General features: G+C 41.3%; 22 protein-coding genes and 5 pseudogenes. 8 read left to right on the forward strand and 19 right to left on the reverse strand.

Annotation, left to right across the window (positions count from 1 at the left end; translation table 11 throughout):
- The first annotated feature begins 6 nt into the window (after positions 1-6).
- On the forward strand, positions 7-603 hold the full coding sequence (locus tag NXM86_RS15285) for a DedA family protein (RefSeq protein ID WP_012749251.1): 597 nt from the start codon (positions 7-9) through the stop codon (positions 601-603).
- A 122-nt stretch (positions 604-725) separates the two neighbouring features.
- On the forward strand, positions 726-977 hold the full coding sequence (locus tag NXM86_RS15290) for a YhdB family protein (RefSeq protein ID WP_012749250.1): 252 nt from the start codon (positions 726-728) through the stop codon (positions 975-977).
- A gap of 84 nt (positions 978-1,061) precedes the next feature.
- Here NXM86_RS15290 and NXM86_RS15295 read toward each other — a convergent pair whose 3' ends face one another.
- The 8 genes and pseudogenes from NXM86_RS15295 to NXM86_RS15330 form a co-directional block, all read right to left on the reverse strand.
- A complete protein-coding gene (locus NXM86_RS15295; RefSeq protein ID WP_233131627.1) occupies positions 1,062-1,643 on the reverse strand; it encodes an MFS transporter in 582 nt (193 codons plus the stop codon).
- Positions 1,644-1,665: 22 nt separating this feature from the next.
- Positions 1,666-2,196 carry an NADPH-dependent FMN reductase gene (locus tag NXM86_RS15300; protein ID WP_012749249.1) on the reverse strand — a complete coding sequence of 177 codons (531 nt, stop codon included), beginning with the start codon at positions 2,194-2,196 and terminating at the stop codon, positions 1,666-1,668.
- 117 nt (positions 2,197-2,313) lie between these two features.
- Entirely contained in the window at positions 2,314-2,934 is a 621-nt protein-coding gene (locus tag NXM86_RS15305) for a response regulator (RefSeq protein ID WP_498959050.1), read from the reverse strand.
- A gap of 16 nt (positions 2,935-2,950) precedes the next feature.
- Positions 2,951-4,083, reverse strand: a pseudogene (locus NXM86_RS15310) (GAF domain-containing sensor histidine kinase).
- 70 nt (positions 4,084-4,153) lie between these two features.
- Complete coding sequence (locus NXM86_RS15315; protein WP_498958250.1) at positions 4,154-4,876, reverse strand: SDR family oxidoreductase; 723 nt, start codon at positions 4,874-4,876, stop codon at positions 4,154-4,156.
- Between the two features lie 31 nt (positions 4,877-4,907).
- A pseudogene (locus tag NXM86_RS15320) lies at positions 4,908-6,655 on the reverse strand (phospho-sugar mutase).
- Positions 6,656-6,754: 99 nt separating this feature from the next.
- Positions 6,755-7,198, reverse strand: a complete 444-nt coding sequence (locus NXM86_RS15325) for a CBS domain-containing protein (RefSeq protein WP_012749246.1) — start codon at positions 7,196-7,198, stop codon at positions 6,755-6,757.
- Between the two features lie 113 nt (positions 7,199-7,311).
- Positions 7,312-8,991 (reverse strand): annotated as a pseudogene (locus NXM86_RS15330) (glycoside hydrolase family 13 protein); the annotation flags it as partial.
- 145 nt (positions 8,992-9,136) lie between these two features.
- Between NXM86_RS15330 and NXM86_RS15335 the strand changes: the two are divergent.
- Both NXM86_RS15335 and NXM86_RS15340 read left to right on the forward strand, forming a co-directional pair.
- Positions 9,137-9,576 (forward strand): annotated as a pseudogene (locus NXM86_RS15335) (disulfide formation protein C).
- Positions 9,573-10,048: pseudogene (locus NXM86_RS15340) on the forward strand (thioredoxin family protein). Before NXM86_RS15335 ends, NXM86_RS15340 begins: the two co-directional pseudogenes overlap by 4 nt.
- Before the next feature lie 31 nt (positions 10,049-10,079).
- Here the strand turns inward: NXM86_RS15340 and NXM86_RS15345 are convergent.
- On the reverse strand, positions 10,080-10,478 hold the full coding sequence (locus NXM86_RS15345; protein ID WP_498958251.1) for a YhcU family protein: 399 nt from the start codon (positions 10,476-10,478) through the stop codon (positions 10,080-10,082).
- Between the two features lie 131 nt (positions 10,479-10,609).
- Here NXM86_RS15345 and NXM86_RS15350 point away from each other — a divergent pair, with 131 nt between their 5' ends.
- The gene (locus NXM86_RS15350) at positions 10,610-11,524 is read left to right on the forward strand and encodes an RluA family pseudouridine synthase (protein ID WP_081189045.1); all 915 of its coding nucleotides are present in this window, start codon (positions 10,610-10,612) and stop codon (positions 11,522-11,524) included.
- 27 nt (positions 11,525-11,551) lie between these two features.
- Here NXM86_RS15350 and NXM86_RS15355 read toward each other — a convergent pair whose 3' ends face one another.
- The 6 genes from NXM86_RS15355 to NXM86_RS15380 form a co-directional block, all read right to left on the reverse strand.
- Positions 11,552-12,898: a hemolysin family protein gene (locus NXM86_RS15355; protein WP_081189046.1), complete on the reverse strand. Its 1,347-nt coding sequence runs from the start codon at positions 12,896-12,898 to the stop codon at positions 11,552-11,554.
- 60 nt (positions 12,899-12,958) lie between these two features.
- Positions 12,959-13,645, reverse strand: coding sequence for a zinc metallopeptidase (locus NXM86_RS15360; RefSeq protein ID WP_081189047.1), 687 nt, complete (start codon positions 13,643-13,645; stop codon positions 12,959-12,961).
- A gap of 194 nt (positions 13,646-13,839) precedes the next feature.
- The gene (locus NXM86_RS15365; RefSeq protein ID WP_089096860.1) at positions 13,840-14,667 is read right to left on the reverse strand and encodes an aldo/keto reductase; all 828 of its coding nucleotides are present in this window, start codon (positions 14,665-14,667) and stop codon (positions 13,840-13,842) included.
- A gap of 107 nt (positions 14,668-14,774) precedes the next feature.
- A complete protein-coding gene (gene wrbA / locus NXM86_RS15370; RefSeq protein ID WP_062756327.1) occupies positions 14,775-15,389 on the reverse strand; it encodes an NAD(P)H:quinone oxidoreductase in 615 nt (204 codons plus the stop codon).
- Between the two features lie 300 nt (positions 15,390-15,689).
- Positions 15,690-16,955, reverse strand: a complete 1,266-nt coding sequence (locus NXM86_RS15375) for a dicarboxylate/amino acid:cation symporter (RefSeq protein ID WP_012749236.1) — start codon at positions 16,953-16,955, stop codon at positions 15,690-15,692.
- 157 nt (positions 16,956-17,112) lie between these two features.
- Complete coding sequence (locus NXM86_RS15380; RefSeq protein WP_062756324.1) at positions 17,113-18,144, reverse strand: TRAP transporter substrate-binding protein; 1,032 nt, start codon at positions 18,142-18,144, stop codon at positions 17,113-17,115.
- A 112-nt stretch (positions 18,145-18,256) separates the two neighbouring features.
- Here NXM86_RS15380 and NXM86_RS15385 point away from each other — a divergent pair, with 112 nt between their 5' ends.
- Positions 18,257-19,834 carry an ATP-binding protein gene (locus NXM86_RS15385; RefSeq protein ID WP_062756322.1) on the forward strand — a complete coding sequence of 526 codons (1,578 nt, stop codon included), beginning with the start codon at positions 18,257-18,259 and terminating at the stop codon, positions 19,832-19,834.
- Between the two features lie 11 nt (positions 19,835-19,845).
- Positions 19,846-20,529, forward strand: a complete 684-nt coding sequence (locus tag NXM86_RS15390) for a response regulator (RefSeq protein ID WP_309218790.1) — start codon at positions 19,846-19,848, stop codon at positions 20,527-20,529.
- A 10-nt stretch (positions 20,530-20,539) separates the two neighbouring features.
- On the opposite strand, the gene NXM86_RS15395 is transcribed toward NXM86_RS15390, so the two are convergent.
- Positions 20,540-21,517, reverse strand: a complete 978-nt coding sequence (locus NXM86_RS15395; protein ID WP_062756319.1) for a LacI family DNA-binding transcriptional regulator — start codon at positions 21,515-21,517, stop codon at positions 20,540-20,542.
- Between the two features lie 452 nt (positions 21,518-21,969).
- On the opposite strand from NXM86_RS15395, the gene NXM86_RS15400 reads away from it, so the two are divergent.
- Entirely contained in the window at positions 21,970-22,785 is an 816-nt protein-coding gene (locus tag NXM86_RS15400) for a DUF8580 domain-containing lipoprotein (protein ID WP_081189050.1), read from the forward strand.
- 336 nt (positions 22,786-23,121) lie between these two features.
- On the opposite strand, the gene NXM86_RS15405 is transcribed toward NXM86_RS15400, so the two are convergent.
- The 3 genes from NXM86_RS15405 to yhbH all read right to left on the reverse strand — a co-directional run bounded on the left by NXM86_RS15405 (position 23,122) and on the right by yhbH (position 24,950).
- Positions 23,122-23,460, reverse strand: coding sequence for a TOBE domain-containing protein (locus NXM86_RS15405; RefSeq protein ID WP_318281957.1), 339 nt, complete (start codon positions 23,458-23,460; stop codon positions 23,122-23,124).
- The gene (locus NXM86_RS15410) at positions 23,457-23,624 is read right to left on the reverse strand and encodes a hypothetical protein (RefSeq protein WP_156482456.1); all 168 of its coding nucleotides are present in this window, start codon (positions 23,622-23,624) and stop codon (positions 23,457-23,459) included. Before NXM86_RS15410 ends, NXM86_RS15405 begins: the two co-directional genes overlap by 4 nt.
- 168 nt (positions 23,625-23,792) lie before the next feature.
- Positions 23,793-24,950, reverse strand: coding sequence for a sporulation protein YhbH (yhbH, locus tag NXM86_RS15415; RefSeq protein WP_012749229.1), 1,158 nt, complete (start codon positions 24,948-24,950; stop codon positions 23,793-23,795).
- Between the last annotated feature and the right edge of the window lie 191 nt (positions 24,951-25,141).

Raw genomic sequence — 25,141 nt, forward strand, 5'->3', positions numbered from 1 at the left:
GATACAGTGGAGCATTATTTACATTATTTTATCGATCATTTTGGATATATCGGCATTATGGTCGTGTTAATGTTAGGAATTGTCGGTATGCCGATTCCGGATGAGCTGCTACTTACGTACATTGGATACCGAATTTCCACAGGTTCCATGTCATATCCTATCTCATTTGTTTTTGGCTTTATTGGTGCTATAGCTGGTATCTCCATCAGCTACTATTTAGGAGTAAAACTCGGATTGCCGTTTTTGCAGAAAATAGGTCCAAAAATACATATTACAGAAAAGCGAATAGAGCAAACGAAAGCATTATTTGCCAAACTAGGGCCATCGGTGCTGTTTATTTGCTATTTTATCCCTGGCATCCGTCATCTTGCTGCATTTTTAGCTGGATTTAACGCATACGATCGAAAAAAATTTATGTTATATGCCTATAGCGGAGCATTTGTCTGGGTCTTCACCTTTCTTACAATTGGTAATTATTTAGGGAAGAATTGGATTATAATTAAACAATATATGGATGAATATCGCACTTTTTTTATGGCCGTATTTATTCTCCTCATTTGCCTGCTCACAATATATTGGTTTTATCAGCAAAAAAAGAAGTAAAACACCGGCACTTTGAAACCGGTAAATTTATTTTTTACCTTCTAACGTAACATTTACAGCGTAAAAAAAAACAAGAACCATCATACACTAAAGACATCTCCTTCTATAAAGGAGGCATGAACTTGAACACCATCGATTATGACAAAGCATTATACTATACGCACCGCTCCGAATGGGATAATTTGCTTATTTTAATGGTGCGTACACAAGATGATTTGCTTTCGAAAAAAATTGAGCAATTTCTTCACGCCTACAATTTTGAATATGATTACTCAGTCATTCAAAAGCGGCTAACCGCTCTGTTGCGTTATATCGACCATGCCCTTGAGGCAAGCGAACAAAAAACAGGAGCTGAGCAATACGCTTATTCCTAAATAAAAAACGGGGAATTGGTTCGATCCAATTCCCCATTATTTATCCTATCGATTCTCCGACCGATGTATAAGAAAAATCTCCTTTTATCCTGTCACATGAAATTGTTCTTTTTTCACCGATTCTCCAGTCCTTAGCACCAATAGCCCGGAAATGATAAGCAATCCGCTTAATATGGCATATGGAATCAGGACATGCTCTAATGAAACGAGGCCAGTAAATACGCTTAACAAGATGGAACGAATAAGAAAACCGAACGCACGAAATAAACTGTCTACCCGCCCGATTTTCTCATTTGGGATTCGTTCCATCATTAACAAGCTGCGTGCCACCCTTGTACCCGCATTGCCAAACGCGGTAATGCTTACAAGCAGATAAAATATCCACGTGTTTTTTACGAAAAGAAACATCGTCATCGCCATCGCATACATAAATACGGTGATCGTAATGCTTATTTCTGTTCCGATTCTCCTCAGCAACAACGGAACTACAGCCCCTGCAAGCGCCGCACCAATTCCATACACCATACTTTGGATTCCGTATACCGAACTATCTTCCTTTAAGACATCGGTGATATAAATCGGATGAAGACAATTGGTCATCATTACACCAATAAAAGGCATGAACGAAGCAAGCAAAAACCAAAACAATAGCGGACAAGCTTTCATATAGCGGCATCCTTCGGTCATCTTATTCTTTTTTCTCTCTCCACCACTTGGCTGCGCTGATATAACGGTGCAACTCAGAAAGGATATCATCCACTTGCATAGCCGCCGCTTGGGTTAAATGATCATCAACGAAACAAGAGGAATCTAAGACAAGCTGTTTTGGAATGGCGTTGGCATGCAATCCACGCATTACTGTACGCATATTGTTTAAGGCATTGATTCCGCCTTTTCCTCCCCCTGCCACCGCAATAAGAGCAGCTGGTTTGTGTTCGAATTGATCGCTGCTTAAAAAATCAAGAGAGTTTTTTAGCGCTCCGCTCATCGCACTATGATACTCTGGGGAACAAAGCACAATGCCATCGGCTTGCTGAATTTGTTCGCGTAACTGGCACACAGCAGGCAACTCTTCTTGGCCTGCTTCACCGTTATATAGCGGTATGGCTCCTTCACTTAAATCGATAAGCTGCGCTCCATATTGCTTTGCAATATGTCTAGCAACGATTCCCGTTCTCCCCGATTTGCGCGGACTTCCGTTCACTACAACGATATGCATGGCATTTCTCTCCTTTTTTCCTTGTTTTTCTGATTATAGTGTAATCAAAGGAATGGCTTCTTTCGCCGGCAAATCGGGAGAGCTGTACATACGAAAATAGCCGAAGCCTCAATACAACTAAAGTCTGAGATGTTTTACAGCATAAAGAGCCGCTTGGGTGCGATCCGCAAGATTTAACTTAGCAAGTATATTGGATACATGCGTTTTGACCGTTTTTTCTGTAATCATTAATGCTGCGGCAATCTCTTTATTGCTTTTTCCTTTCGCAATTTCCGCAAGCACTTCTTTTTCCCGCTTCGTCAATACTTCAATAAGTTGTTCCTTACGATCCCCTCCCTTTGACACATGAGTCATTAAATGCGTGGTGACTTTCGGGTGAAGCTGATTTTCGCCTCGGTACACAGATATAATCACTTGTACTAACTGATCTGGTTCTACATCCTTCAATTGATACCCCGACGCGCCGGCACGAATGGCGGGAATAACATGATCCACATCAGAAAAGCTTGTTAAAATGAGAATCTTCGTATGAGGAGACAGCTCCTTTATTTTTTTCGTTGCTTCCACGCCATCCATAACCGGCATGACCAAATCCATTAACACGACATCTGGTTGCAGTTCTTTCACCCGTTCCACCGCTTCTTTTCCATTGGACGCTTCACCGACTACGTTAATTTCTTTTTGCGTGTTGAGGAAAAAAACTAATCCTCGCCGAACAACATGATGGTCATCCACAATAAGTACGTTGACCCCATTATCCTCTCCCCTTTTTCAACGGAATGATGACATCAATCGTCGTTCCTTCCTCTGCGGCACTTTTGATATGAATGTCGCCATTTAACGATGCGACCCTCTCTTTCATACTATTTAAGCCGAGAGAAAAAGGATGTCCATCCGTCTTGGAAAATCCGCATCCCTCATCATGTATTTTCATATGGACATAGTGCTTTTGGACGTGGATCGCCATATCAACCTCAGACACTCCCGCGTGTTTTTTGCAGTTATTCAATGCTTCTTGTCCCACGCGCCATAAACACTCTTCGACTTCATTAGATAAATCGATCAGTCCGTTAATATCCACGGTTACTTTTAACCCGAGCATATCTCCGTAATGCTGAAAGGCGTTGGCTAGCCCATGTTCCAACCCATGCGGACGAAGCTGCCAAATAAGCGCCCGCATTCCTGAAGGGCTTCTTGCGCTAATTGTTGAATGTAGGCGAACGTATCTTTTATTGTTTCGTCTTGAGTCATTTCTTTTGCGCCGCGGGCCGTCAACTGCAGCGAAAATAATAATTGGCTCACCGAATCGTGCAAATCTCGCGCTAAGCGGTTGCGTTCTGCTATTAACGCGAGGTTTTGTTCATTTTCAGCGAGCTTGATTCGCTTTATTGCTGTCCCGATTTGATAAGCAACCGCTTCTAATAATGCCAGTTCTTTATTTGTAAAACTCGTTTTATGCGGAGCAGCTACATTGAGCACTCCAAATTTCTCATCCCCTGCACGAAGAGGAATGCTCGCGTGGTGGGTAACGCCATTGGTATCTCCCCATTGCTCTTCGATTGCCTTTTCAAGCCGCTTGCATTCAATGACATTCGCTGCCCGCTGCAGCCGCCCATCTCTGTACCGTTCCAAACACCAACAGCCTCCTTCGCACATCGGCTTCTTATTTTCCCATGTCAGTGCAGGAGGTAATTGATAGTCAGCAATAAGAGAGTATCCTTCTTTTGGATGAACAAAAAAAATCCAGCCGCATTGCAATCTCATCACTTGTATTAATTCCTTTAATACCGTCTGCAGCATTTCCTTTAAATCATTGCACTCATTCAATGTTTCGGCAATGGATTTTAATGTAAGCAATTCTTGAATATCCTGCTTGTCCTTGCTCATTTTCCTTCCCCCTTCGCTCCAATCGTATAGAAAAAAGACAACGCCGACCTTCGGCATTGTCTTTTTTGGCTTATGCAATAGGATACTGTTGAATGAGCGGATGAAGGACGATTTCATCGATCAGCATATGCTTTGGAGCGCTTGCCATATAGACGACTGCTTTGGCGACATCTTCAGCTTTTAGCCAATCGCGTTTTTCCGGAACGCCTTGGATGGAATTGGCGAAGTATGTATCAACCATTCCTGGGTTAATCGTACCAACGCGAATGCCGTACTTTCTTACTTCCTGCGCAAGCGAACCGGAAAATCCTTGAACGGCGTATTTGGTCGCGGTGTATGCCGCTCCGTTCGGAATCGTGTAGCGGCCGACATCGGAAGAAATGGTAATAATCGTTCCCGATTTTCTTTCTTTCATATGCGGAAGCACCGCTTTTACCCCAATGAACACGCCTTGAACATTAACAGCAAAGATGCGTTCCCATTCTTCCACAGTTGTCTCTTCCACTTCTTTAAAAAATCCGATTCCTGCATTGTTGACGAGAATATCGATTTGCCCAAACTCTTCTAATACTTCTGTGACCATCTTTTGCATCTGCTGTTCATTGGCAACGTCCACTTGGAACGCCTTCACATAAGAGAATCCTTTTTCTTTCAGCTCTTTTTCCGTTTCATAAACCCCTTCAGAACTTCCCACGAGCGCCAATTTTGCTCCTTGTTCCGCCAATTGAAACGCAATGGCCTTTCCGATTCCTCGAGAAGCTCCTGTGATAATCGCTACTTGGTTTGTTAACATGTGGCATGATCCTTTCCGTTATGTTTATCATTTAAGATGGCGAAGCAGTGCGAAGAAAGTTATGAACTCGTTTCATCACTGCATTGGAAAGTTGTTGCAGCTTTGCTTCACTGTCGGCTAATGACTTCCCTTTCACGCCGAAATATACTTTGATTTTTGGCTCTGTTCCCGAAGGGCGCAAGCAAAACCATGAATCGTCTTCCAGCAAATACTTTAATACGTTGGAAGTCGGAAGTGTAATCATTGTTTTTTCACCAGCCGCAGTATTTACCCGTTCTTTCGTTTTGTAATCCTCGATCACGGTTACTTTTTTTCCTGCTACTTCTACCGGAGGTTCATTGCGGAAAGATGTTAGGATAGCCTGGATTGTTTCCGCACCTTCTCTTCCTTTTAACGTTAATGACTGCTGTCCTTCACGGTAATAGCCGTATTGTTGAAATAATTGCAGCAATCCTTCATATAAAGACATACCTTGTTTTTTATAAAAAGCACATACTTCCACCGCTAATACCGCTGCTTGGACCGCGTCTTTATCACGTACAAAATCACCGATTAAATAGCCATAGCTTTCCTCATAGCCAAATTGGAACGTATACTGACCGGTCTGTTCATATTCTTTTATTTTTTCGCCGATAAATTTAAATCCTGTTAATGTATCCACCGTATCTAAGCCGAAAGATTGCGCAATCGCGCGGCCAAACTCGGAGGTTACAATCGTTTTTAGCACCACGCCATTTTGCGGCAATATCCCTTTTTCTTTCTTTTGGGATAGCAGGTAATGAAGCAATAAGCCTCCTGTTTGATTTCCGGTCAATACAACATAGTCGCCTTTTTCATTTTTTACGGCAATCCCTAATCGGTCGGCGTCAGGGTCTGTCGCAATTAACAAGTCAGCATTGACTTTTTTGCCGTACTCTATCGCTAACGCAAATGCCGCATGCTCCTCTGGGTTTGGCGATGCAACTGTGGAAAAGTTCGGATCTGGCTGCTCTTGTTCCTCAACAACAAATACATTTCGGTATCCAAGTTCCTTTAACGCGCGGCGAATCGGTTTGTTTGATGTGCCGTGAAGCGGTGTAAAAACGATGTGAATATCGACTTCTTCCGCAAGCTTCGGTTGAAGGGAGACCGTTTTTACAGCGTCAATATAAGCATTGTCCACTTCTTCGCCGATGATTTGAATGAGCCCTTTTTCTTTTAAAATTGCTTCGTCCTCAACATGGATATCAAGTTCATTTTCCACTTCATTGACGTATCGAATCACCGCATCTGCCGTGTCTGGAGGAAGCTGCCCCCATCTTCTCCATATACTTTATATCCATTATATTCTGGCGGATTATGGCTTGCGGTGATGACGATGCCGGAAAATGCATGCAAATAACGAACAGCAAACGAAAGCTCCGGCGTCGGTCTCAGCTCATCAAATACATATGTTTGAATGCCGTGAGTGGCCAATGTTTTCGCTGCTTCCATCGCAAATTCCCGAGACTTATGCCGCGAATCATAGGCAATGACAACACCGCGTTTTTTTGCTTCTTCGCCAAAGGACTCTATGTATCGCGCCAAACCTTCTGATGCTTTCCGAATCGTGTATATGTTCATCCGGTTTGTCCCCGGACCAATTTCTCCCCGCATGCCGCCTGTGCCAAATTCTAAGTTTTTATAAAAACAATCTTCCAGCCATTTCAGGTCGTCTTGACGCTCTGTTAATAAACGCTTTAATTCTTTGTCTAATGACTTATGTGCTAACCATTGTTCATATTTATTTTTCCAATCCAACGGACATCCCTCCCTTTCTTTATGTATTCGTTATCATCATACAATATCCTTCATAAAAGAAAAAGGATGTCTCATAAGTCAGAGACATCCTTCATTTTTTTATCCTTGTGGTTGCGACGGCTCAGAAATGTTTGTCAATGCTTGTCCCGCCGCTTGATCGGACGCGCTGTTTGTCGCGATATCGCCTAAAGCGACAATTCCTTGAATTTGGTTATTTTCGACAATTGGCAAACGACGAATTTGATGTTGCGCCATCACACTTGCCGCCTCTTGAACGCTCATATTAGGCGTACCAGTGACCACGCGATTCGTCATTATTTCCGATACAGGAGTGGAAGCTGGATCTTTTCCTTGCGCCGATGTACGGAGTGTAATATCACGGTCCGTGATCATTCCTTTTACTTGACCGTTTTCCACTACTGGAAGAGCCCCAATATTTTTTTGGCTCATGATTTGCGCAGCTTCTTGAACTGTTTGGTTAGGAGAAACTGTCGCTACATTTTTCGTCATAACGTCTTGAACTTTGTTGTTGTTATTATTCATGTGATCCTCCCCTTTCACCGATTATTATGGGCGGATTGGCGGGAGGATATAGATAGAAAATAATGTTTGCACCGTTTAGTATTGGCACCGGAAAAAGCAAATGTTTCATGACAACGGATTTTATATACGCGCGCCTCCCATGGACGCAGGCGAATTTCTTTCAGTTCTTCCGTTTCATCAACATCGTAATTGCTGATAAGCAGTTCTTTTGTTTTGTAGGTGATATCATCCGGAAGCCGGAAAACAGGAGTTTTTTCAGAAAAATTGGTAATAACAATCAGCTTTTCATTTCCCAATGTGCGTGTGTATGCGTAAATATAAGGGTCGTCTTCCAAAATTAAGTCATATGTTCCATAGACAATAATGTCATGCTGCTTGCGAAGTTGAATTAATTTTTTATAATAATGAAACACCGAATTTGGATCCGCTAAAGCCTCTTTTACGTTGATTTCCTTATAATTTGGATTTACTGGAATCCATGGCGTCCCCGTTGTAAATCCTGCGTTTTCGCTGTCATCCCACTGCATCGGTGTGCGCGCGTTGTCACGCCCTTTATAATAAATTTTCTCCATCACTTTTTGCGGATCTTCACCATATTCTTCCACACGTTCTTTATACATGTTCAATGTTTCAATATCGCGGTAGTATTCAATCGACGGGAAGCGCACATTGGTCATTCCGATCTCTTCACCTTGGTAAATATACGGTGTTCCTTGCATCATATGGAGAAATGTTGCAAGCATTTTCGCCGATTCCACACGATACTTTCCATCATCGCCAAAGCGAGAAACAGCGCGTGGCTGATCATGATTGTTTAAGTAAAGACTGTTCCATCCTTTTCCTTCTAGCTCTTTTTGCCATTTTGTCATCGTTTTTTTCAAGTCGGCCAACGACCATGGACGAATATCCCATTTTCCTCCAGGCCCTGAATCTAAATCCACATGCTCGAATTGGAACACCATGTTTAATTCATGGCGAGACGGATCTGTATATAAAATGCCTTCTCTCGGAGTCACTCCCGGCGTTTCTCCAACCGTCATAATATCGTACTTTGATAACACTTCCCGGTTCATTTCTTGCAAAAATTCGTGAACGCGCGGACCGTTCATAAAATATTTGCTTACTGAAACATATTTTTTTCCTTCCTGCGGTTCACCATCCGGTAATCCTGGTGTTTTCGAAATCATATTAATGACATCCATCCGAAAGCCGTCGACGCCTTTGTCAAGCCAAAACTTCATTATGTCATACACTTCGCGGCGCACTTTTGGATTTTCCCAGTTTAAATCTGGTTGTTTTTTTGAAAAAAGATGCAAATAATATTCTTCCGTCGTTTCGTCATATTCCCACGCTGAACCGCTAAAAATTGACTCACAATTGTTCGGTTCCTTTCCATCTTTTCCAGGCCGCCATATATAGTAGTCGCGATACGGATTGTCCTTTGACTTTCTTGATTCGATAAACCACGGATGCTCATCTGATGTATGATTGACGACTAAATCCATCACTAGCTTAATCCCGCGTTTGTGCATTTCCTCAAGCATTTCTTCCCAATCTTCCATCGTACCGAATTCATCCATAATATCGCGATAATCGCTTATATCGTATCCGTTATCATCATTTGGCGATTTATATACCGGAGATAGCCATACCACATCCACGCCAAGTTCTTTTAAATAATCAAGTTTCGCGATAATGCCGCGGATATCGCCAATGCCATCCCCGTTGGAATCGTAAAAACTGCGCGGATAAATTTGATACACAACCGCCTCTTTCCACCATGCTCGTTCCAAATTTCTCACCTCTTGTCCAGTTGTACACAAGCATTGTACTATAAAATAAAAATAGCGGCTTATATATTTATTAAAATTTTACATTCTCCTTTTCGTCCAATATAATGAAAATGGCAATAAACATGAGAAATAAGGGGACTACAGTATGAATAACAATGCCAAAACATTGGAAAACGCGCTTATCGGCGCTTGGGGAATTTCACTGATTGCAACGCTTGGGAGCCTTTATTTTCCGAAGTTTTAAAATTTACTCCTTGTGATCTTTGCTGGTTCCAACGAATTTTTATGTATCCACAAGTGATTTTATTAGGGCTTGCGGTCATTCGGAAAGAATATGGCATCGCGCGCTATAGCCTTTCATTATCCATCATCGGAGGAACGATCTCACTTTACCATTATTCTCTGCAAAAAATTCCGTTCTTCCAAAACTACGCAATTTCATGCGGCCGCGTCCCTTGCACGGGACAGTACATTAATTGGCTTGGCTTTATTACGATTCCATTTTTAGCGTTAGTTGCATTTTTTCTCATTAGTGTATTAAGCATCTTCATTATTCGTAAAGGGAAAGAAGGGAAAATAAGTTGAAAAAGCTCCTTATCTTCGGATCGATTATTGTAGCGCTGTTTGCGGCGATCTCCTTTATCACATCGTATCAGCAAAAACAAGCTGCCAAAAATAATCCTTATCATAAAGAAGAACTTGACCCTGCAACTGTTGCGCAGCTGGATGACCCAAATTATCAAAACATCATTTTACCCGATGAACTGGAGCAGAAATTAAAAATAAAGAAACCGTCACCGTCTATTTTTACAGTCCGGATTGTCCTCACTGCCAAAAAACAACACCTATTATCGTTCCTTTGGCAAAGCAAATGGGGATTGACTTAAAAATGTTTAACCTGCTTGAATTCAAAGACGGATGGGACAAGTATCATATTGAAGGAACACCAACCCTTATCCATTATGAAAACGGAAAAGAAGTAAAACGAATCGATGGCTACCATGACGAAGCAGTTTTTCGGGACTGGTTTTCTTCGATTCAACATAGCAATAAATAAGGAGCTCGCCCTGTGATGGACGAGCTCCATCTTACATTAACCAATCGCTTTGTGAAGGCAAATACATACTGCATGGGTAATGACGCTTGTTCATAAACTGCTCAATCGTAAACGGAAACGCAATACCGTATCGCCTAAGTAATTCGATGTTCCGCTCAAATAGATCGCGATACCGCTTACAATCTCCGCTTTTTCCTACATACTCAATCACAGTAATTAATGATTGAAGTGATGAAATAATTTGAAATGCTTCTTTCATTGTCCCATTGTATGTAACATATTCTCCCTTTAATGAAAGGATTTGTAAGTTTTCAAACGCCTGAATTTGCTCGTCATCGAAATAATACGGAAAAATGTTTGTGTAAAAATAATTTACTAAATAATTGATATATTCCTCTTGTTCTTTCGTTGATGCACAAACCATTTCCATGTTTCTTACCACCTTTTTAGATAACGCTTGCGCTACTATTAGCAAAACGATACTATAAGTGTATCATACCTTATGTACGCATAGGGATAGAAAGTGTTTCCACTGTTTTGAAATTTTGGAGTGAAATAATGATGTGGTCCAAAAAAGGAGACTGGCTTGAATGCGTCATTCCTTCTTTTTGGGAAGGACGTACGATTGAATCGTTGCTAAAAGAAGTATGGTGCGCCTCTAAAAAGTTAGCTCATCAGCTGCGAATGGAAAAAGGAATCAAGCTCAACGGAAAAGAAGCATCATGGCAAACGCCATTAAAAGAAAAAGACCGCCTGCAGTTGCACCTTTATAAACCTGAACCCTCCATCATTATTCCTGAATATCGAGAGCTTTCCGTTTTATGGGAGGACGAGCATCTCCTTATTATTAATAAAGGTGCTGGAATCGATATCCATCCTTCTGAACCTTCTCAAATAGGGACTTTAGCGAACGCGGTCGCTTTTTATTTACAATCACAAGGGATTTTGACGAAAGTACGGCATATTCACCGGCTTGATCGTGACACATCGGGAACGATTTTGTTTGCCAAACATACGCTTGCAGGAGCCACGCTTGATCGGATGTTGGAAAAACGGCTCATCAAACGGACGTATGTAGCGCTCGTCCATGGCATCCTAAAAAATAAATCAGGAACGATTTCTGCACCGATTGGACGCGATCGCCATCATCCAACGAGGCGAAGAGTTTCGAAAACGGGTGCAAAAGCGGTAACACACTACCGCGTCTTACATACGTTTCCCGATGAACAAACATCGCTCGTAGAGCTTTCCCTCGATACCGGGCGCACTCATCAAATCCGCGTCCATATGAGTTACATCGGTCATCCGTTAGTCGGAGATGTTCTTTATGGCGGAAAAGACACATTTCATCGACAAGCACTTCACGCCGTTAAACTATCATTTTTGCATCCTTTTACGAACGAAATGATTTCATGCATCGCTCACGTTGATGATTTTCCTGTTGATATCGCTCGGTTTTACATGGATCCACCATAAAAGGCAGACGTCCTATAAACGTCTGCCTCATAAATGCAATTCCTCTTTTTCACCGAGTTCATTATCTGCTTCTCTCTCTTCTTTTTCCTGCTTCACGACTTCTAGCGTCTTCACGTGGTGACCATCCATCTCCTTCACCGTAAACAAGTAATTATCGATTTCGACGCTATCGCCTACTTTAATATCATAATGCTTCGTTAAAATCCATCCTCCAATCGTATCGACATCCTCATCATCAATGGAGAGGCCAAACAAATCATTTACTTCGCTAATCAGCACTTTCCCGTCGATAATCGTACGTGTTTCATCAATTTTTTGGATCAACGGAATTTCATCTACATCAAATTCATCTTGAATTTCTCCAACAATTTCTTCTAAAATATCCTCGACAGTAACAAGTCCCGACGTACCGCCATATTCATCGACTAAAATGGCCATGTGGATGCGTTCTTTCTGCATTTTCACAAGCAAATCATGGATCGCGATTGATTCAATCACTTGAATGATTGGGCGGATATAATCTTCCATTTGTTTTTCTTCGGATGGATTTGTCACAAGATCGGTAAACACTTCTTTCACATTAATAAGTCCAAGAACGTGATCTTTATCGCCATCAATAACTGGATAACGAGTATATTTTTCCTCTTTAATAATTTCCAAATTCTCTTTCACGCTTCGATTAATATCGAGCGCAACAATTTCTTTGCGCGGTACCATAATTTCTTTTGCAACCCGATCGTCAAATCGAAAAATATTGTTCACATATCGATATTCTGATTGGTTAATCTCTCCGCTTTTGTAGCTTTCTGATAAAATGAGACGTAGCTCTTCTTCGGAATGGGCAATTTCATGTTCTGCCGCTGGCTTTAACCCAAACATTCTGGCGACGAGGCGCGCGGAATTGTTGAGCATCCAAATAAACGGATACATCACTTTATAAAATAAAATAAGCGGTTGAGCTGTAAACAGTGTAATCGCCTCCGCTTTATGGATCGCAAACGTCTTGGGAGCCAGCTCTCCGACAACGACGTGAAGAAACGTAATCGTCGAAAAGGCAATAACGAAGGATAAAACGTGCGAAATCGACTCCGATAAATGGATGCGTTCAAAAAGCGGTGTTAATATCCGCTCCACCGTCGGTTCACCGAGCCAACCAAGCCCTAGCGATGTAATCGTAATGCCTAATTGGTTCGCCGACAAATAGCCATCAAGGTTGGAGATCACCTTTTTGGCAGCAATCGCCCGTTTATTTCCTTCGCTAACTAATTGGTCAATGCGCGAGCTGCGAACTTTGACAATCGCAAATTCCGAAGCTACGAAAAAAGCGGTACATGCAATAAGCAATGCTACCACTAACAAGTTGACTATGTCCAATTGGTTTCCGGACGCGGATAACGCGCCCGGATCACACCTCCTACAGACAGGTTTATATCCTTATTCTTCATTGTTATTTTGCGTAAAAATTAACACGTATTTTAACAATTCTAAAACCGAAATGAGCGTTGCTGCCACATATGTCAATGCGGCCGCTCCCAATACTTTGTTGACGCCGCGCTTTTCATCCGGATAAATAATACCTTCCGCTAACATAAATTTTTTCGCCCGCGAGCTTGCGTTAAACTCTACCGGCAACGTAATGAGTTGGAAAGCGACGGCAAATGAAAAGAAAATAATGCCTAATCCAATTAGCGAAAGCTGTTGGAACAAAAATCCCGCCAACAATAAAAATGGCGCCGCTCCTGATGTAAAGTTTACAATTGGAAACATGCGATGCCGAAGTACTAACGCACCATATGATTGTTGATGTTGTACAGCATGCCCGACTTCGTGCGCGGCAACCGATATGGAAGCGATCGAACGGCCGTAATATACCGGTTCCGATAAACGAACAGTGCGCGAAATCGGATCATAATGGTCCGTTAATCTTCCTGGCACCACTTCGACAGGCACATCATAAAGACCGTTGCGGTCCAAAATCATGCGTGCAACTTCCGCGCCTGTTAATCCGGAAGAAGCAGGAACTTGAGACCAAGTGTTGAAATTGCTTGATACTTTAAATTGCGCCCATAGCGAAATGCCAAAGGCAATGAGAATGAGAAAATCCATCGGATGGAATAGCATTGCAGCCCCCTCCGTTATTTTTGTATCACATGTAAATGTGTATACTAATATTTATTGTACTTTAACGATCTTTCATACGTCAAATCATACAATTTATGAATGGCTAACAAGAAAAATTGAATACGCCACAAAATTCGTTTTTGCAAAAAAGAGGCTTCTCCACAACGGAAAAACCCCTTTTTCTCGCATCATAATTAAAAATCGAAGTTATCCGGATCTGGTCCGATTCGCTTGTTCAAATTAAGCGCATCAATCTTTGCCATTTCCTCTGCCGTTAGCTCAAAATCAAAAACATTCGCGTTTTCCTTAATGCGTTGTGGCGTTACGGATTTTGGAATCGTGACAACTTCGTTTTGCAAATCCCAACGAAGGACGACTTGTGCTGGAGTTTTCCCATATTTTTCACCAATTTCCACAAGCGTCGGTTCTTGCAAAATTTCTCCTCTCATCAGCGGCGACCATGCTTCAAGCTGAATGCCGTGTTGTTTGCAGAAAGCATGGAGTTCTTTTTGCGTCAAGCGAGGATGATATTCCACCTGATTTACCATCGGTTTAATTTCGCAATCAGCCATTAAATCTTCTAAATGATGAATTTGGAAGTTGCTTACGCCAATTGCCCGGACACGCCCATCTTTATATAGCTTCTCCAACGCTTTATACGTTTCTTTATATTTTCCTTTTACCGGCCAATGCACTAAATATAAATCAACATATTCCAGACCTAACTTTTGCAGGCTCGTTTCAAATGCTTTCAATGTTGTTTCGTATCCTTGATCAGAGTTCCACACTTTTGTCGTAATAAATATTTCTTCGCGCGGAATGCCTGATTCACGTATCGCTTTTCCGACACCTTCTTCGTTTTCATAATATGCCGCAGTGTCTATATGGCGGTAGCCAATTTCTAGAGCGGTGCGCACCGCGTTAATGACTTCTTCTCCATTCTTCACTTTATAAACCCCAAGTCCGATCCACGGCATTTGTACACCATTATGTAACGTAACTCGATCTTGTAAGTGTTTCATATTTTCTCTCCCTTTTCGAAAATTTGCTTACTTTTATTTTATTATCTTTTCGTACATAAAAAAAGCAAAATATAATGCATAAAAAAATGAGGGTAAAAACCCTCATCTTATTGTCGCATTCCATTTTTTATCCATTGCGCAACTTGAACGGTACGGCGCGCTTGATGTTTCACAGCAGCTTCCGCATTTTCTACTATTTTTCCGTTTTGATCGACTGTCACACTCGTTCCGTATGGATTTCCTCCTGCAACAAAAGCAGATTGATCCGTATATCCAGGCGCTACTACGATCGCACCCCAGTGGTACATTGTTGTATATAGTTGTAAAATGGTTTGTTCTTGGCCGCCATGAGCATTTCCTGCAGATGCCATGGCGCTGACAACTTTATTGGCAAGCTTTCCTTGTGCCCATAATCCGCCGGTTGTATCTAAAAATTGCTTTAATTGCGAAGGAATATTGCCAAAGCGAGTCGGCACGCTGAAAATAATCGCATCCGCCCATTCTAAGTCCGCTAACGTAGCTGTTGGGACATCTTTCGTTGCTTCCGCATGAGCTTTCCACGCTGGATTCGATTCAATTGCTTCTTTTGGAGCGAGTTCAGGAACTTTTACTACTTTTACTTCTGCCCCTGCTTCCTTCGCCGCTTCTTCCGCCCATTTTGCCAATTGATAGTTCGTACCTGTTGAGCTGTAATAAATAATGGCTAATTTTACATTTTCCATCGTCTATTCTCCCCTTTACACGAATTTTTTCGTGGAAAAAATGAGTGTTTCACGGCCTTGCCGGACTTCCCAACTGTAATTTCTCCATTTTTTTGCATGCCATTCATTATTCTTGCAAGATCGTTATAAACACTGAATTCATAAATCTTGAATTCAAGATTTATGATATAAAAAATTAGATTTATTGTCAAATTTTTAAAATAAAAAATGCTTTTCTGCCATAAGCGGCAAAAATTTGCCTGCCTTCATATGTTGCATCGAACTGGCAGAAAAGCATAGGTGATGTCGAATTGCTAAAGTTTACTTTGCAACAACCATCTTCGTTCTCTCTGCATGTTGTTCTTCAGAAGGATGAAATTCATTTTCCATCTTAGAAACAACAACAGTCGCTACAGCATTGCCAATTAAGTTTGTAATGGCACGCGCTTCCGACATAAAGCGGTCTACGCCAAGCAATAACGCGATTCCTTCTACTGGAATCATCGGGAACGCTGCCAAAGTCGCCGCAAGTGTAATAAATCCGGAACCTGTGACCCCTGCTGCACCTTTTGACGTTAACATTAAAATTCCGAGCAACGTAAGCTCTTGCCAAATGCTTAAATCGATACCGTAAGCTTGGGCGATAAAAATCGCCGCCATCGAAAGATAAATAGATGTTCCATCGAGGTTAAAGGAATATCCTGTCGGCACAACAAGCCCAACAACTGGCTTCGAACACCCGTATTTTTCAAGGCGCTCCATCAGTTTTGGCAATGCCGATTCAGAAGAAGATGTGCCAAGCACAAGTAAAATTTCCTCTTTGATATAAGCAATAAATTTAAAAATATTAAACCCGTAAAACTTCGCGATAAGTCCGAGTACGACAATAATAAATAGCGCCATCGTAATATACACAGAAGCCATTAATTTTCCAAGCGAAAGCAATGAACCGATTCCAAATGTGCCAATCGTATACGCCATCGCACCGAACGCTGCAATTGGCGATACTTTCATGATCATATTAACAACACCGAAGAAAATGTCCGCCAAACGCTCAAATAAGGTAATAACCGGTTTGGCTTTTTCTCCTAACCCCGCCGCGGCAAGGCCGAATAATACGGCAAAGAATAAAATCGGCAATAATTCGCCTTTTGCTAGCGCCCCAACAACGTTATCCGGGATGATGCCAAGCAAAAACTCAATGACGCCATGATTCACTTCTTCTGCTTGCTTCGTATACTGTGATACATCGCCGCCTTTTACGGCATCAGTATTAAACCCTACCCCAGGTTTGATCAAATTAACCACAATAATTCCGATTGCTAAAGCGAACGTAGTAATAATTTCAAAGTAAATAAGCGCTTTTCCACCGATGCGGCCAACCTTTTTCAAATCCCCCATGCTGCCGATTCCAATTGCGACCGTGAAGAAAATAATCGGCGCAATGACCATTTTAATTAGCTTAATAAATGCATCTGCAAGCACTTTTAATTTTGATCCAAATTCAGGGAATAAAAAACCAACGATAATCCCCAGTATAATTCCAATAATTACTTGTACGGTTAAGTTTTTAAACTTACCCCGCATTTCTCCCCTCTCCTTTCGTATCTTGACAACGCTTTCATTTTGCAATTCTAATGTTAAAGTAAAGTTCAGAAAATAAAAATATTATGGTGATAATGATCTTTTTGGTCTTTTTGGTCGTAAAAAAGAGCGGCCTTTCTTAATAAGGCCGCCTTCCTCTTTATCTCTGTTTAATTTCGCGAAGCAGCTTGTCGCCAAACTCTTTTGTAAATTGATCATACAAAGGCGCAAACTTCCGTTCCCATCTCTTTTTTTCTTCTTCAGACAGTTCATAAATATGAATACTTTTGTTTTGTTTTATTTTTTCTAATTCCTGTTCGTTTTGTTTTTTCGATTGTTGTAAATTCCATTTCGTTGTTTCCTGAATCGCTTCTGTTATTTTTTGCTGAATATCTTTCGGCAAACTTTCCCAAAACGATTTATTCATCATCACGGCATAGCCGAGATACCCATGATTGCTAATCGTTATATATGGCTGAAATTTGTAAAAACCCTTCGAATAAATGTTAGAAATCGTATTTTCCTGTCCATCAAATTCATGCCTTTCTAAAGAGCGGTATACATGATCAAATGAAACAACAATCGGTTCGCCTTCGAGCAAACGAATTTGCTTTTCAATCACTTCGCTTGGCATAATACGAAAGCGCAATCCGCGAAAATCATCAGGACGGACCAGCGGCCTAGCCGTGCTCATCATTTGTTTAAAACCGTTGCCCCATAAAGCCAATCCCTTAATCCCTTTTTGATCCAACATCGCCAAAAGATGTTCACCCACATCCCCTGTAAATGCCCGCTCCACATCGTGATAATCTTGAAATAAAAACGGCAAATCCAATACTTGCCATTCCGGAATCAACTCCGTCACTTTGGAAAACGATGGAGCAATCATTTGCACATCGCCGCGCAATAGAGCATCCATTTCCTCACCATCGGAATATAAAGATCCATTCGGAAATACTTCTACTTTTACACGGCCATTTGTTTTTTTCTCTACAAGATCCGCAAATTTTTGCGCCGCTAATCCTTTTGGCGTATTTTCCGCTACTACATGGCTAAAATAAATGACAATTTGCTTTTTTAACCCTTGTTGTTCATCATCATACACCATATTTTCATTGCGAAAATGCTGTTTTAATAAGTATCCTAAACAGACAAGCAAAACAAGAGACGCCACCCACCATTGCTTTTTCATATTCCACACCGTTTATGATTAAGCTTTTTAATCAAATTTTATCATATTGCCGAAAAATGTTAAAATAATTACAAATTATATTATTTTCCATAAAGACGAGGTATTCATTGTGATGAATCGGCTATCCATCCGCTGGAAAATCACGATCCTAATTTCCTTTATTGTTAGCTTTTCCTTATTGTTAAGCGGAATGTTTGTCATCGGCGACTTTTTTCATACAAAAGAAGAGGAATTACGACAGCGGGCATTGTTGACAGCACGGACGGTATCAGAGCTTCCTGAAATCAAATCACATATTGTCGGAACAAAAGAAGAACGATCTTCCATCAATATCATTGTGGAGCGTGTTCGCATTATTCATAATGCCGACTACGTTGTTGTTCTTGACATGAATAAAGTTCGCCTTTCCCATCCCGTCCCATCCATGATCGGACGTGTTTCCCGCGGCGCTGATGAAGGGCCTGCCTTTGCCGAACATACTTACACATCAAAAGCACGCGGTGAAATCGGCACGGTCATTCGTGCGTTCGTCCCAATTATGAATAAAGATCATCAACAAATCGGCGTCGTCATTGCGGCATATCGATTACCGACTTTTTTCGAAGTGATTGATGCTTTAAAAGAAGAAATTTCGATTACTATCATTCTTTCTTTGCTCATTGGCGGGATCGGTGCTTGGCTGCTTGCTTCTCATATTAAGCGACAAATGTTTCATTTGGAGCCGCATGAAATTGCCAAGCTGCTTGTTGAACGGACAGAAGCCTTTAACGCCATGCATGAAGGGGTCATTGCAATCGATAGTAATGAAAACATTACGATTTTTAATGATCGGGCTAAACGAATGTTTGGCGTCAAAGGAGACGTTATCGGTAAACCAATTCGGGCTATTATTCCGGACACACGTCTACCTGAAATATTAGAAATTGATCAGCCTATTTATAACAAAGAATTACAAATAGGAAACTTAACGATTTGGAGCAATCGCATTCCAATTAGAGTGAACGGCAAAACCGTTGGTGCCATCGCTATTTTCCAAGATCGTACCGAGGTGAAGAAGCTTGCCGAAGAGTTGACAGGTGTGAAAGCGTTTGTCAGTGCTCTGCGCGTGCAAAATCATGAGTATATGAATAAACTTCATACGATCGCCGGACTCATTCAATTAGGACATTTGGAGAAGGCGCTCGAATACGTATTTCAAGTGACAGAAGAGCAGGAGGAACTGACTAGGTTTTTAAGCAAGCATATTAAAGATGAAAGCATTTCCGGGCTTTTACTTAGCAAAATCCGCCGCGGCAAGGAATTAGGCATTCGCGTCATCATCGACCGCCATAGCCGTCTGCATGCTTTTCCACCTGCACTAGACCATCATGATTTTGTCATTATTCTTGGAAACTTGATTGAAAACGCGTTTGATTCCTTTCAAGGCATTACGGACCGGGAAAAAGAAATATATGTAAGCATTGAACAAAATGAGGAAATTTGTTCTCTCTCGGTGGAAGATAACGGCCAAGGTATTGATGAAAAACATCTCGACCGTATTTTCGAGGAAGGATTTTCAACCAAAAGCGAAAACGGGCGCGGCATCGGTTTATATTTAGTGAAACATATTGTCGAAAAAGGGAAAGGGCATATTGATGTGCAGTCAGAAAAAGGAAAAGGAACGATATTTACAATTACCTTTGACATGTAAGGAGGAAAAAGATGTACCGCGTATTGCTTATTGAAGATGATCCGATGGTGCAGGAAGTAAATCGCCAATTTATCGAACAAGTGAAAGGATTTACCGTTATTGGCGTCGCTGCAAATGGCGTGGAAGGGATACAGCTAATCCGCAAACTTCATCCTGATTTAGTGATTATCGACATTTACATGCCTCACAAGGATGGTCTTGAAACATTGAAAGAAATTCGTTCCGAAGGATATGAAGTAGATGTCATCGCCATCACCGCAGCAAGTGATATCGATACTGTACGCCGCGTGTTGCAAAACGGTGCTTTCGATTATATTATGAAACCATTTAAATTCGAGCGTCTCAAACAAGCGTTAGAAAATTACCATTCATTTCGTCAAGCACTGAATGAAAAAGAATCGTTAACACAGAAAGAGCTAGACGCTCTTTTACAGACAACAGAATCCCAAACGTTCGAGCCTCGCAGTGGGCTGCCAAAAGGATTAAACGAAGTCACATTGCAAAAAATCGCTCGTTATCTCCGAAAACAAACAGAACCAGTTTCCGCCGAGGAAGTCGCCGAAGGAGTCGGCATCGCCCGGGTAACTGCCCGCCGCTATTTAGAATACTTAGAAAAGAAAGGGGTAGTCACTCTCGATGTTCAATATGGCGGAATTGGACGCCCAGTAAACCGATATATGATGAAACACATATAATGCCATGTTTTTATACCGATGAGCGTTCCATAAAACGAATAGGCAGTTTTTCCTTTTTCTTCACGATATTCCCCGTTTCGATGTAATGATAAATGAGACGAAAGGCCTTCGTTCCCATCAGCGCAAGCGGCAGCTCCATCGTCGTAATTTGCAGCGGTTCTGAAATCGGATGATTATCAAAACTAACAATCGCAAGGTCATCGGGGACGTTTACCCCTTCTTTTTTTCCCCACAACACGATGCCCGCCGCCACTTGATCGCTTGATACAAGCAAAGCGCTCGGCTTTTCGGACAGCTCCATCCATTGACGGATCACCCGCTTTCCGTCTTCCATGTATAAACAACGATCAAAAATCCACTCTTTTCGCGGCTCAACGCCAATTTGCCGCAACGTATCATAATATGCCGCTTCCCGCGCCTTGCTATTTGCTCCTGTCGTTCTTCCGATACAATAGCCGATATGCCGATGCCCCTTTTGAATCAAATAGCTCAAAGCCTTCGTAAACGCCTCGTAATGGTCAATATAGACGGATAAAAAATCTTGATCTTGGACGTCTTCGCATAATACGATCGGTCCATCTTTCTTATATTCCTCAATGACGCTCCAGTCTGCCACATGTGAACAAATAATAAGCCCATCGACTTGTTTCATCCGCATCATCTCAAGCGCCTCTAATTCCTTTTCCACATCGTAATTCGTTTGAAATAACAAAAGGTGATACCGATGACGAAGCGCTTCTTTTGATATTCCTTCCAATACTGTAGCGAAATACGGATGATTCACATATGGAAGAATGACTCCGACAATCGACGTTTTCCCTTTCGCTAGATGAACCGCATTAATATTTTTTGTATAATTCAATTTCTCTACCGCTTCCCATACTGCATTTCGCTTTTCTTCCTTCACGTATGGGTATCCGTTTAATACTCGTGAAACCGTCGCAACCGAAACTCCTGCTTCTTTTGCAATTTCCCGGATATTTGCCATCCTCTTCACCTTTTTTCAAAAAACTATTGCATTGAAACGCGTTTCATACATTATTGTACTCTTAAACAACATAAAGGAGGAAGAATCGATGATAAGCGGAATATTGTTGATTTTGTTTCTATGTGCGGTTGAATGGCTTGGAGCCCATATAGCTTTAAAAGCCAATCCCCAAGCAAAGCGAGAATATTATAATAATAACGATCCATTCAAAACATTATTCATGTGACGGTGGAACTTCGCGAAAAACGATGGCGGACCGATGAAATAAAAACAGGAATGATGGAGGCTTTTGCAATATGCTTATGCAGCGGTTGCAAAAAATGACTGCATGCCAAAAACGTACGTACGCTACTAATTATAACTATTGTAACAAAAATACTTCCATCGTAACATTCCTCCTTCATGTTTCGACTGATATAATAAGTGATAGATAAATTAAGGAGGAATGATGGATGCAATTCACTTGGAAACCGTTTATAACTGCCATCATGGCGATCGCGCTTGTTTCAGGTTGTGGAACGAAAGAAACAAATGAAGTAAAACAACCGAATCCTTCTAATAAGGACACAACCCAAACGGAAACGACGCAATCGGACAACACAGGGAAATCAGAGACATCACAATCTTCTTCTAAAAACGAAAACAGCGCCTCTGAAAATGGCGGTGCCACTAATGAAGAAAACAAACAACAAAGTAATACAGAAGAAAATAAACAGCAAACTAATGCAGAAGAAAACAAACAACAAGAAGAAGCGCGCCCTTCCGAAATGCAATTATCTTATATGGTCGATGGAAAAGAAGTGAAAGAAACTGCTTCTTTAAAAACAAGCGACAACCAAGGTTTTTCCTTATATGTACTAAAAGGATGGGAGCTTGAAGCTGAAGAGCCGCATTCTGACTTGTTGCTGCGAGATAACAGCTTTGTCAGAATCCGCCTTCTTCATGAAGAAGGGAATAAAATAGATTATGTGAAACTAGCGGAAGAACACGCACAAGCAGTGTCTTCCGATGCCGCTCGCCAGGACAGCGCAAATCTGCCAGAATCATTGAAAGGAGCCGCTTGGTATACCGCACAATCGGAAAATATGACGGTTCATGTCATCGCTACAAGCAGCCCTGTTCCTATGCTTGTAATGATTCAAACGCCAAAAGATAAGGAAGAACTTGCGCCTGCTTTAGCAATGATAGAAACAATACGAAAAACAGATTCAGCCAAGCAAGACAAAGAAGCGGCGAACCCAAATGAATCTGTCAGCTCGTCCAATTAGATCATCTATTTCAAAAAGAAAATTTGGTCTCGTTTGCATGCCAAACGAGACCTTTTCTTATGCCAGCCCAACAAATCGAAAAATTGTAGATAGGTTGATTAGGATCGATGCAGTGACAAAAACTACTCGCCCAAGGCTCGGTCTTAGACGAAGGAAATACGCTCATCGTTTTTCCTTCCCGCTCATCGTATGAGAAGAAATAGAATATGGAAGCCTGAAGCCATGAACATCAAAAAATGCGCTATTTGCTTCATCAATAACCAACGGAATCCGCTCGCCGACCTGAATATTCCACTGTCCGTTTCATCTGGCAATCCAATGTGTATGTTTTGTTAGTTAAAACGTCACAAGTGTTTCAGCACCTAATACTTCTACATTCGCAACAGTAGCAATAAAATATTCATCTTGAGATGGAACGAGATGAATATGTTCGGGGCGAACGCCGACAATCACTTGTTTCGGCAGCAACAAACTGCTATTTGAAAATCGTATTGCCCGTTCATAGTTGAGAAACAATGTGTTTTCTGATACTTTTGCCTCTACTAAATTCATCGGAGGAGAACCGATAAACGAAGCAACAAAAGTATTATTCGGATGATTGTACACATCCAGCGGCACACCGATTTGTTGCGATATTCCCTCGTGCAAAACCATCATTCGATCTGCCATCGTCATCGCTTCAAACATCTCGAAGGCCCAACTAGCACAAAAAATTCTCCTGATTCAATGGAAGCATTTAAGTCGTGAATGACATATTTTTTTCCGTCATAGGACTTGCAAACACGAACAAACTCCACGTTTGTCACACGATGCACCTCCTTGCTTTTGCTTCTTTCCATAAAAAATGCTTCCCGTTGAAACCGCTATCCCCCCTGCTTTGCAAGACAGCTTGATTACTTTCATCATGGAGGATGTTTGTAAATAAGCTGTAAAATAGGGTTTTTGCTTCTGTAAAATTTATACTTTTTGTAAAATAAATAAAAATCTCCTGCGCTATTGCAGGAGATTCATACGAATGCCTTATTTTCTTCTTTCCGGAAAAATGTTTTCATCGCATGGAATACATCTGATTTTTGTTTGAGGATATAATAACGGAATTTTTCATCTTTGATGTTTTTGTAAGCAGACATTAGCGTCGAGTGGCGGTTATACTGATTTACTTCTCCATATCCAAACATGTTGGACACTTTCATTAGTTCTTGAACAAGTTTGACACAACGGGCGTTATCTGATGTCAAGTTATCTCCATCCGAAAAGTGGAACGGATAAATATTATAACGCGATGGCGAGTATTTCGTTTCAATGAGCTCCAACGCTTTTCGATAGGCGGAAGAACAGATCGTGCCTCCGCTTTCTCCTTTTGTGAAAAATTCATCTTCGGTAACCACTTTTGCTTCTGTATGATGGGCGATAAATGCGATTTCCACCGTTTCATATTTTGTACGTAAAAAGCGGGTCATCCAAAAGAAGAAACTGCGTGCCATATATTTTTCCCACAATCCCATTGAGCCGCTTGTATCCATCATCGCAAGAACAACTGCTTTCGAATCTGGCTTTACCACTTCATTCCATGTTCTATATCTTAAATCTTCACGATAAATCGGATAAAAACTTGGATTGCCATTCATCGCATTTCTCTTAAATGCCGCGAGCATCGTTCTTTTTTTATCGATATTCCCCGTTAAACCAGTACGGCGAATATCATTAAATTCAATATGTTCTACAACGTTTTGGTCCGCTTCTTTTCTTTGTAAATTCGGCAGCTCCAATTGGCTGAATAACGCTTCTTCCAATTCCATTAGCGAAACTTCCGCTTCATAATAATCTTGCCCGGGCAAGTCGCCGGCTCCTTGCCCTGTTCCAGGCCCTTGTCCCTCCCCTGATCCATCTCTTGCAACAACATCGCCAACTTGACTGTCTCCGTTCCCTTGACCAACATGTTTGTTTTTCTCATAATTATAACGAATTTTATATTCATCCAAAGAACGGATCGGAATTTTAATGACGTCACGTCCGTTTGACATAATGATGCTTTCTTCTGTAATTAAATCTGGCAAATTGTTTTTAATTGCTTCTTTTACTTTTTCTTCATGTCGTTTTTGATCGTCATGTCCTTTCCGATGGAGGGACCAGTCTTCTTTCGATATAACAAAGTTTCCTTTCATTTTTTCCCCTCCTCATTTAAAATGTTTTCACACTTTTTTATCTTGAAGCATATATTTATGTTGGCGTCATAACAAACATAATGAATAAATGACGGTTTGTTTACTCTATCCTATGCAAAAAAACGAAATAATTGACAAATTATTACGAAAATGAACATGTAAATTTTTGTTGGACAAGCCTAAAAAAGTAC

This window comes from Geobacillus sp. CX412 (assembly GCF_027942335.1).
GTDB lineage: Bacteria > Bacillota > Bacilli > Bacillales > Anoxybacillaceae > Parageobacillus_B > Parageobacillus_B toebii.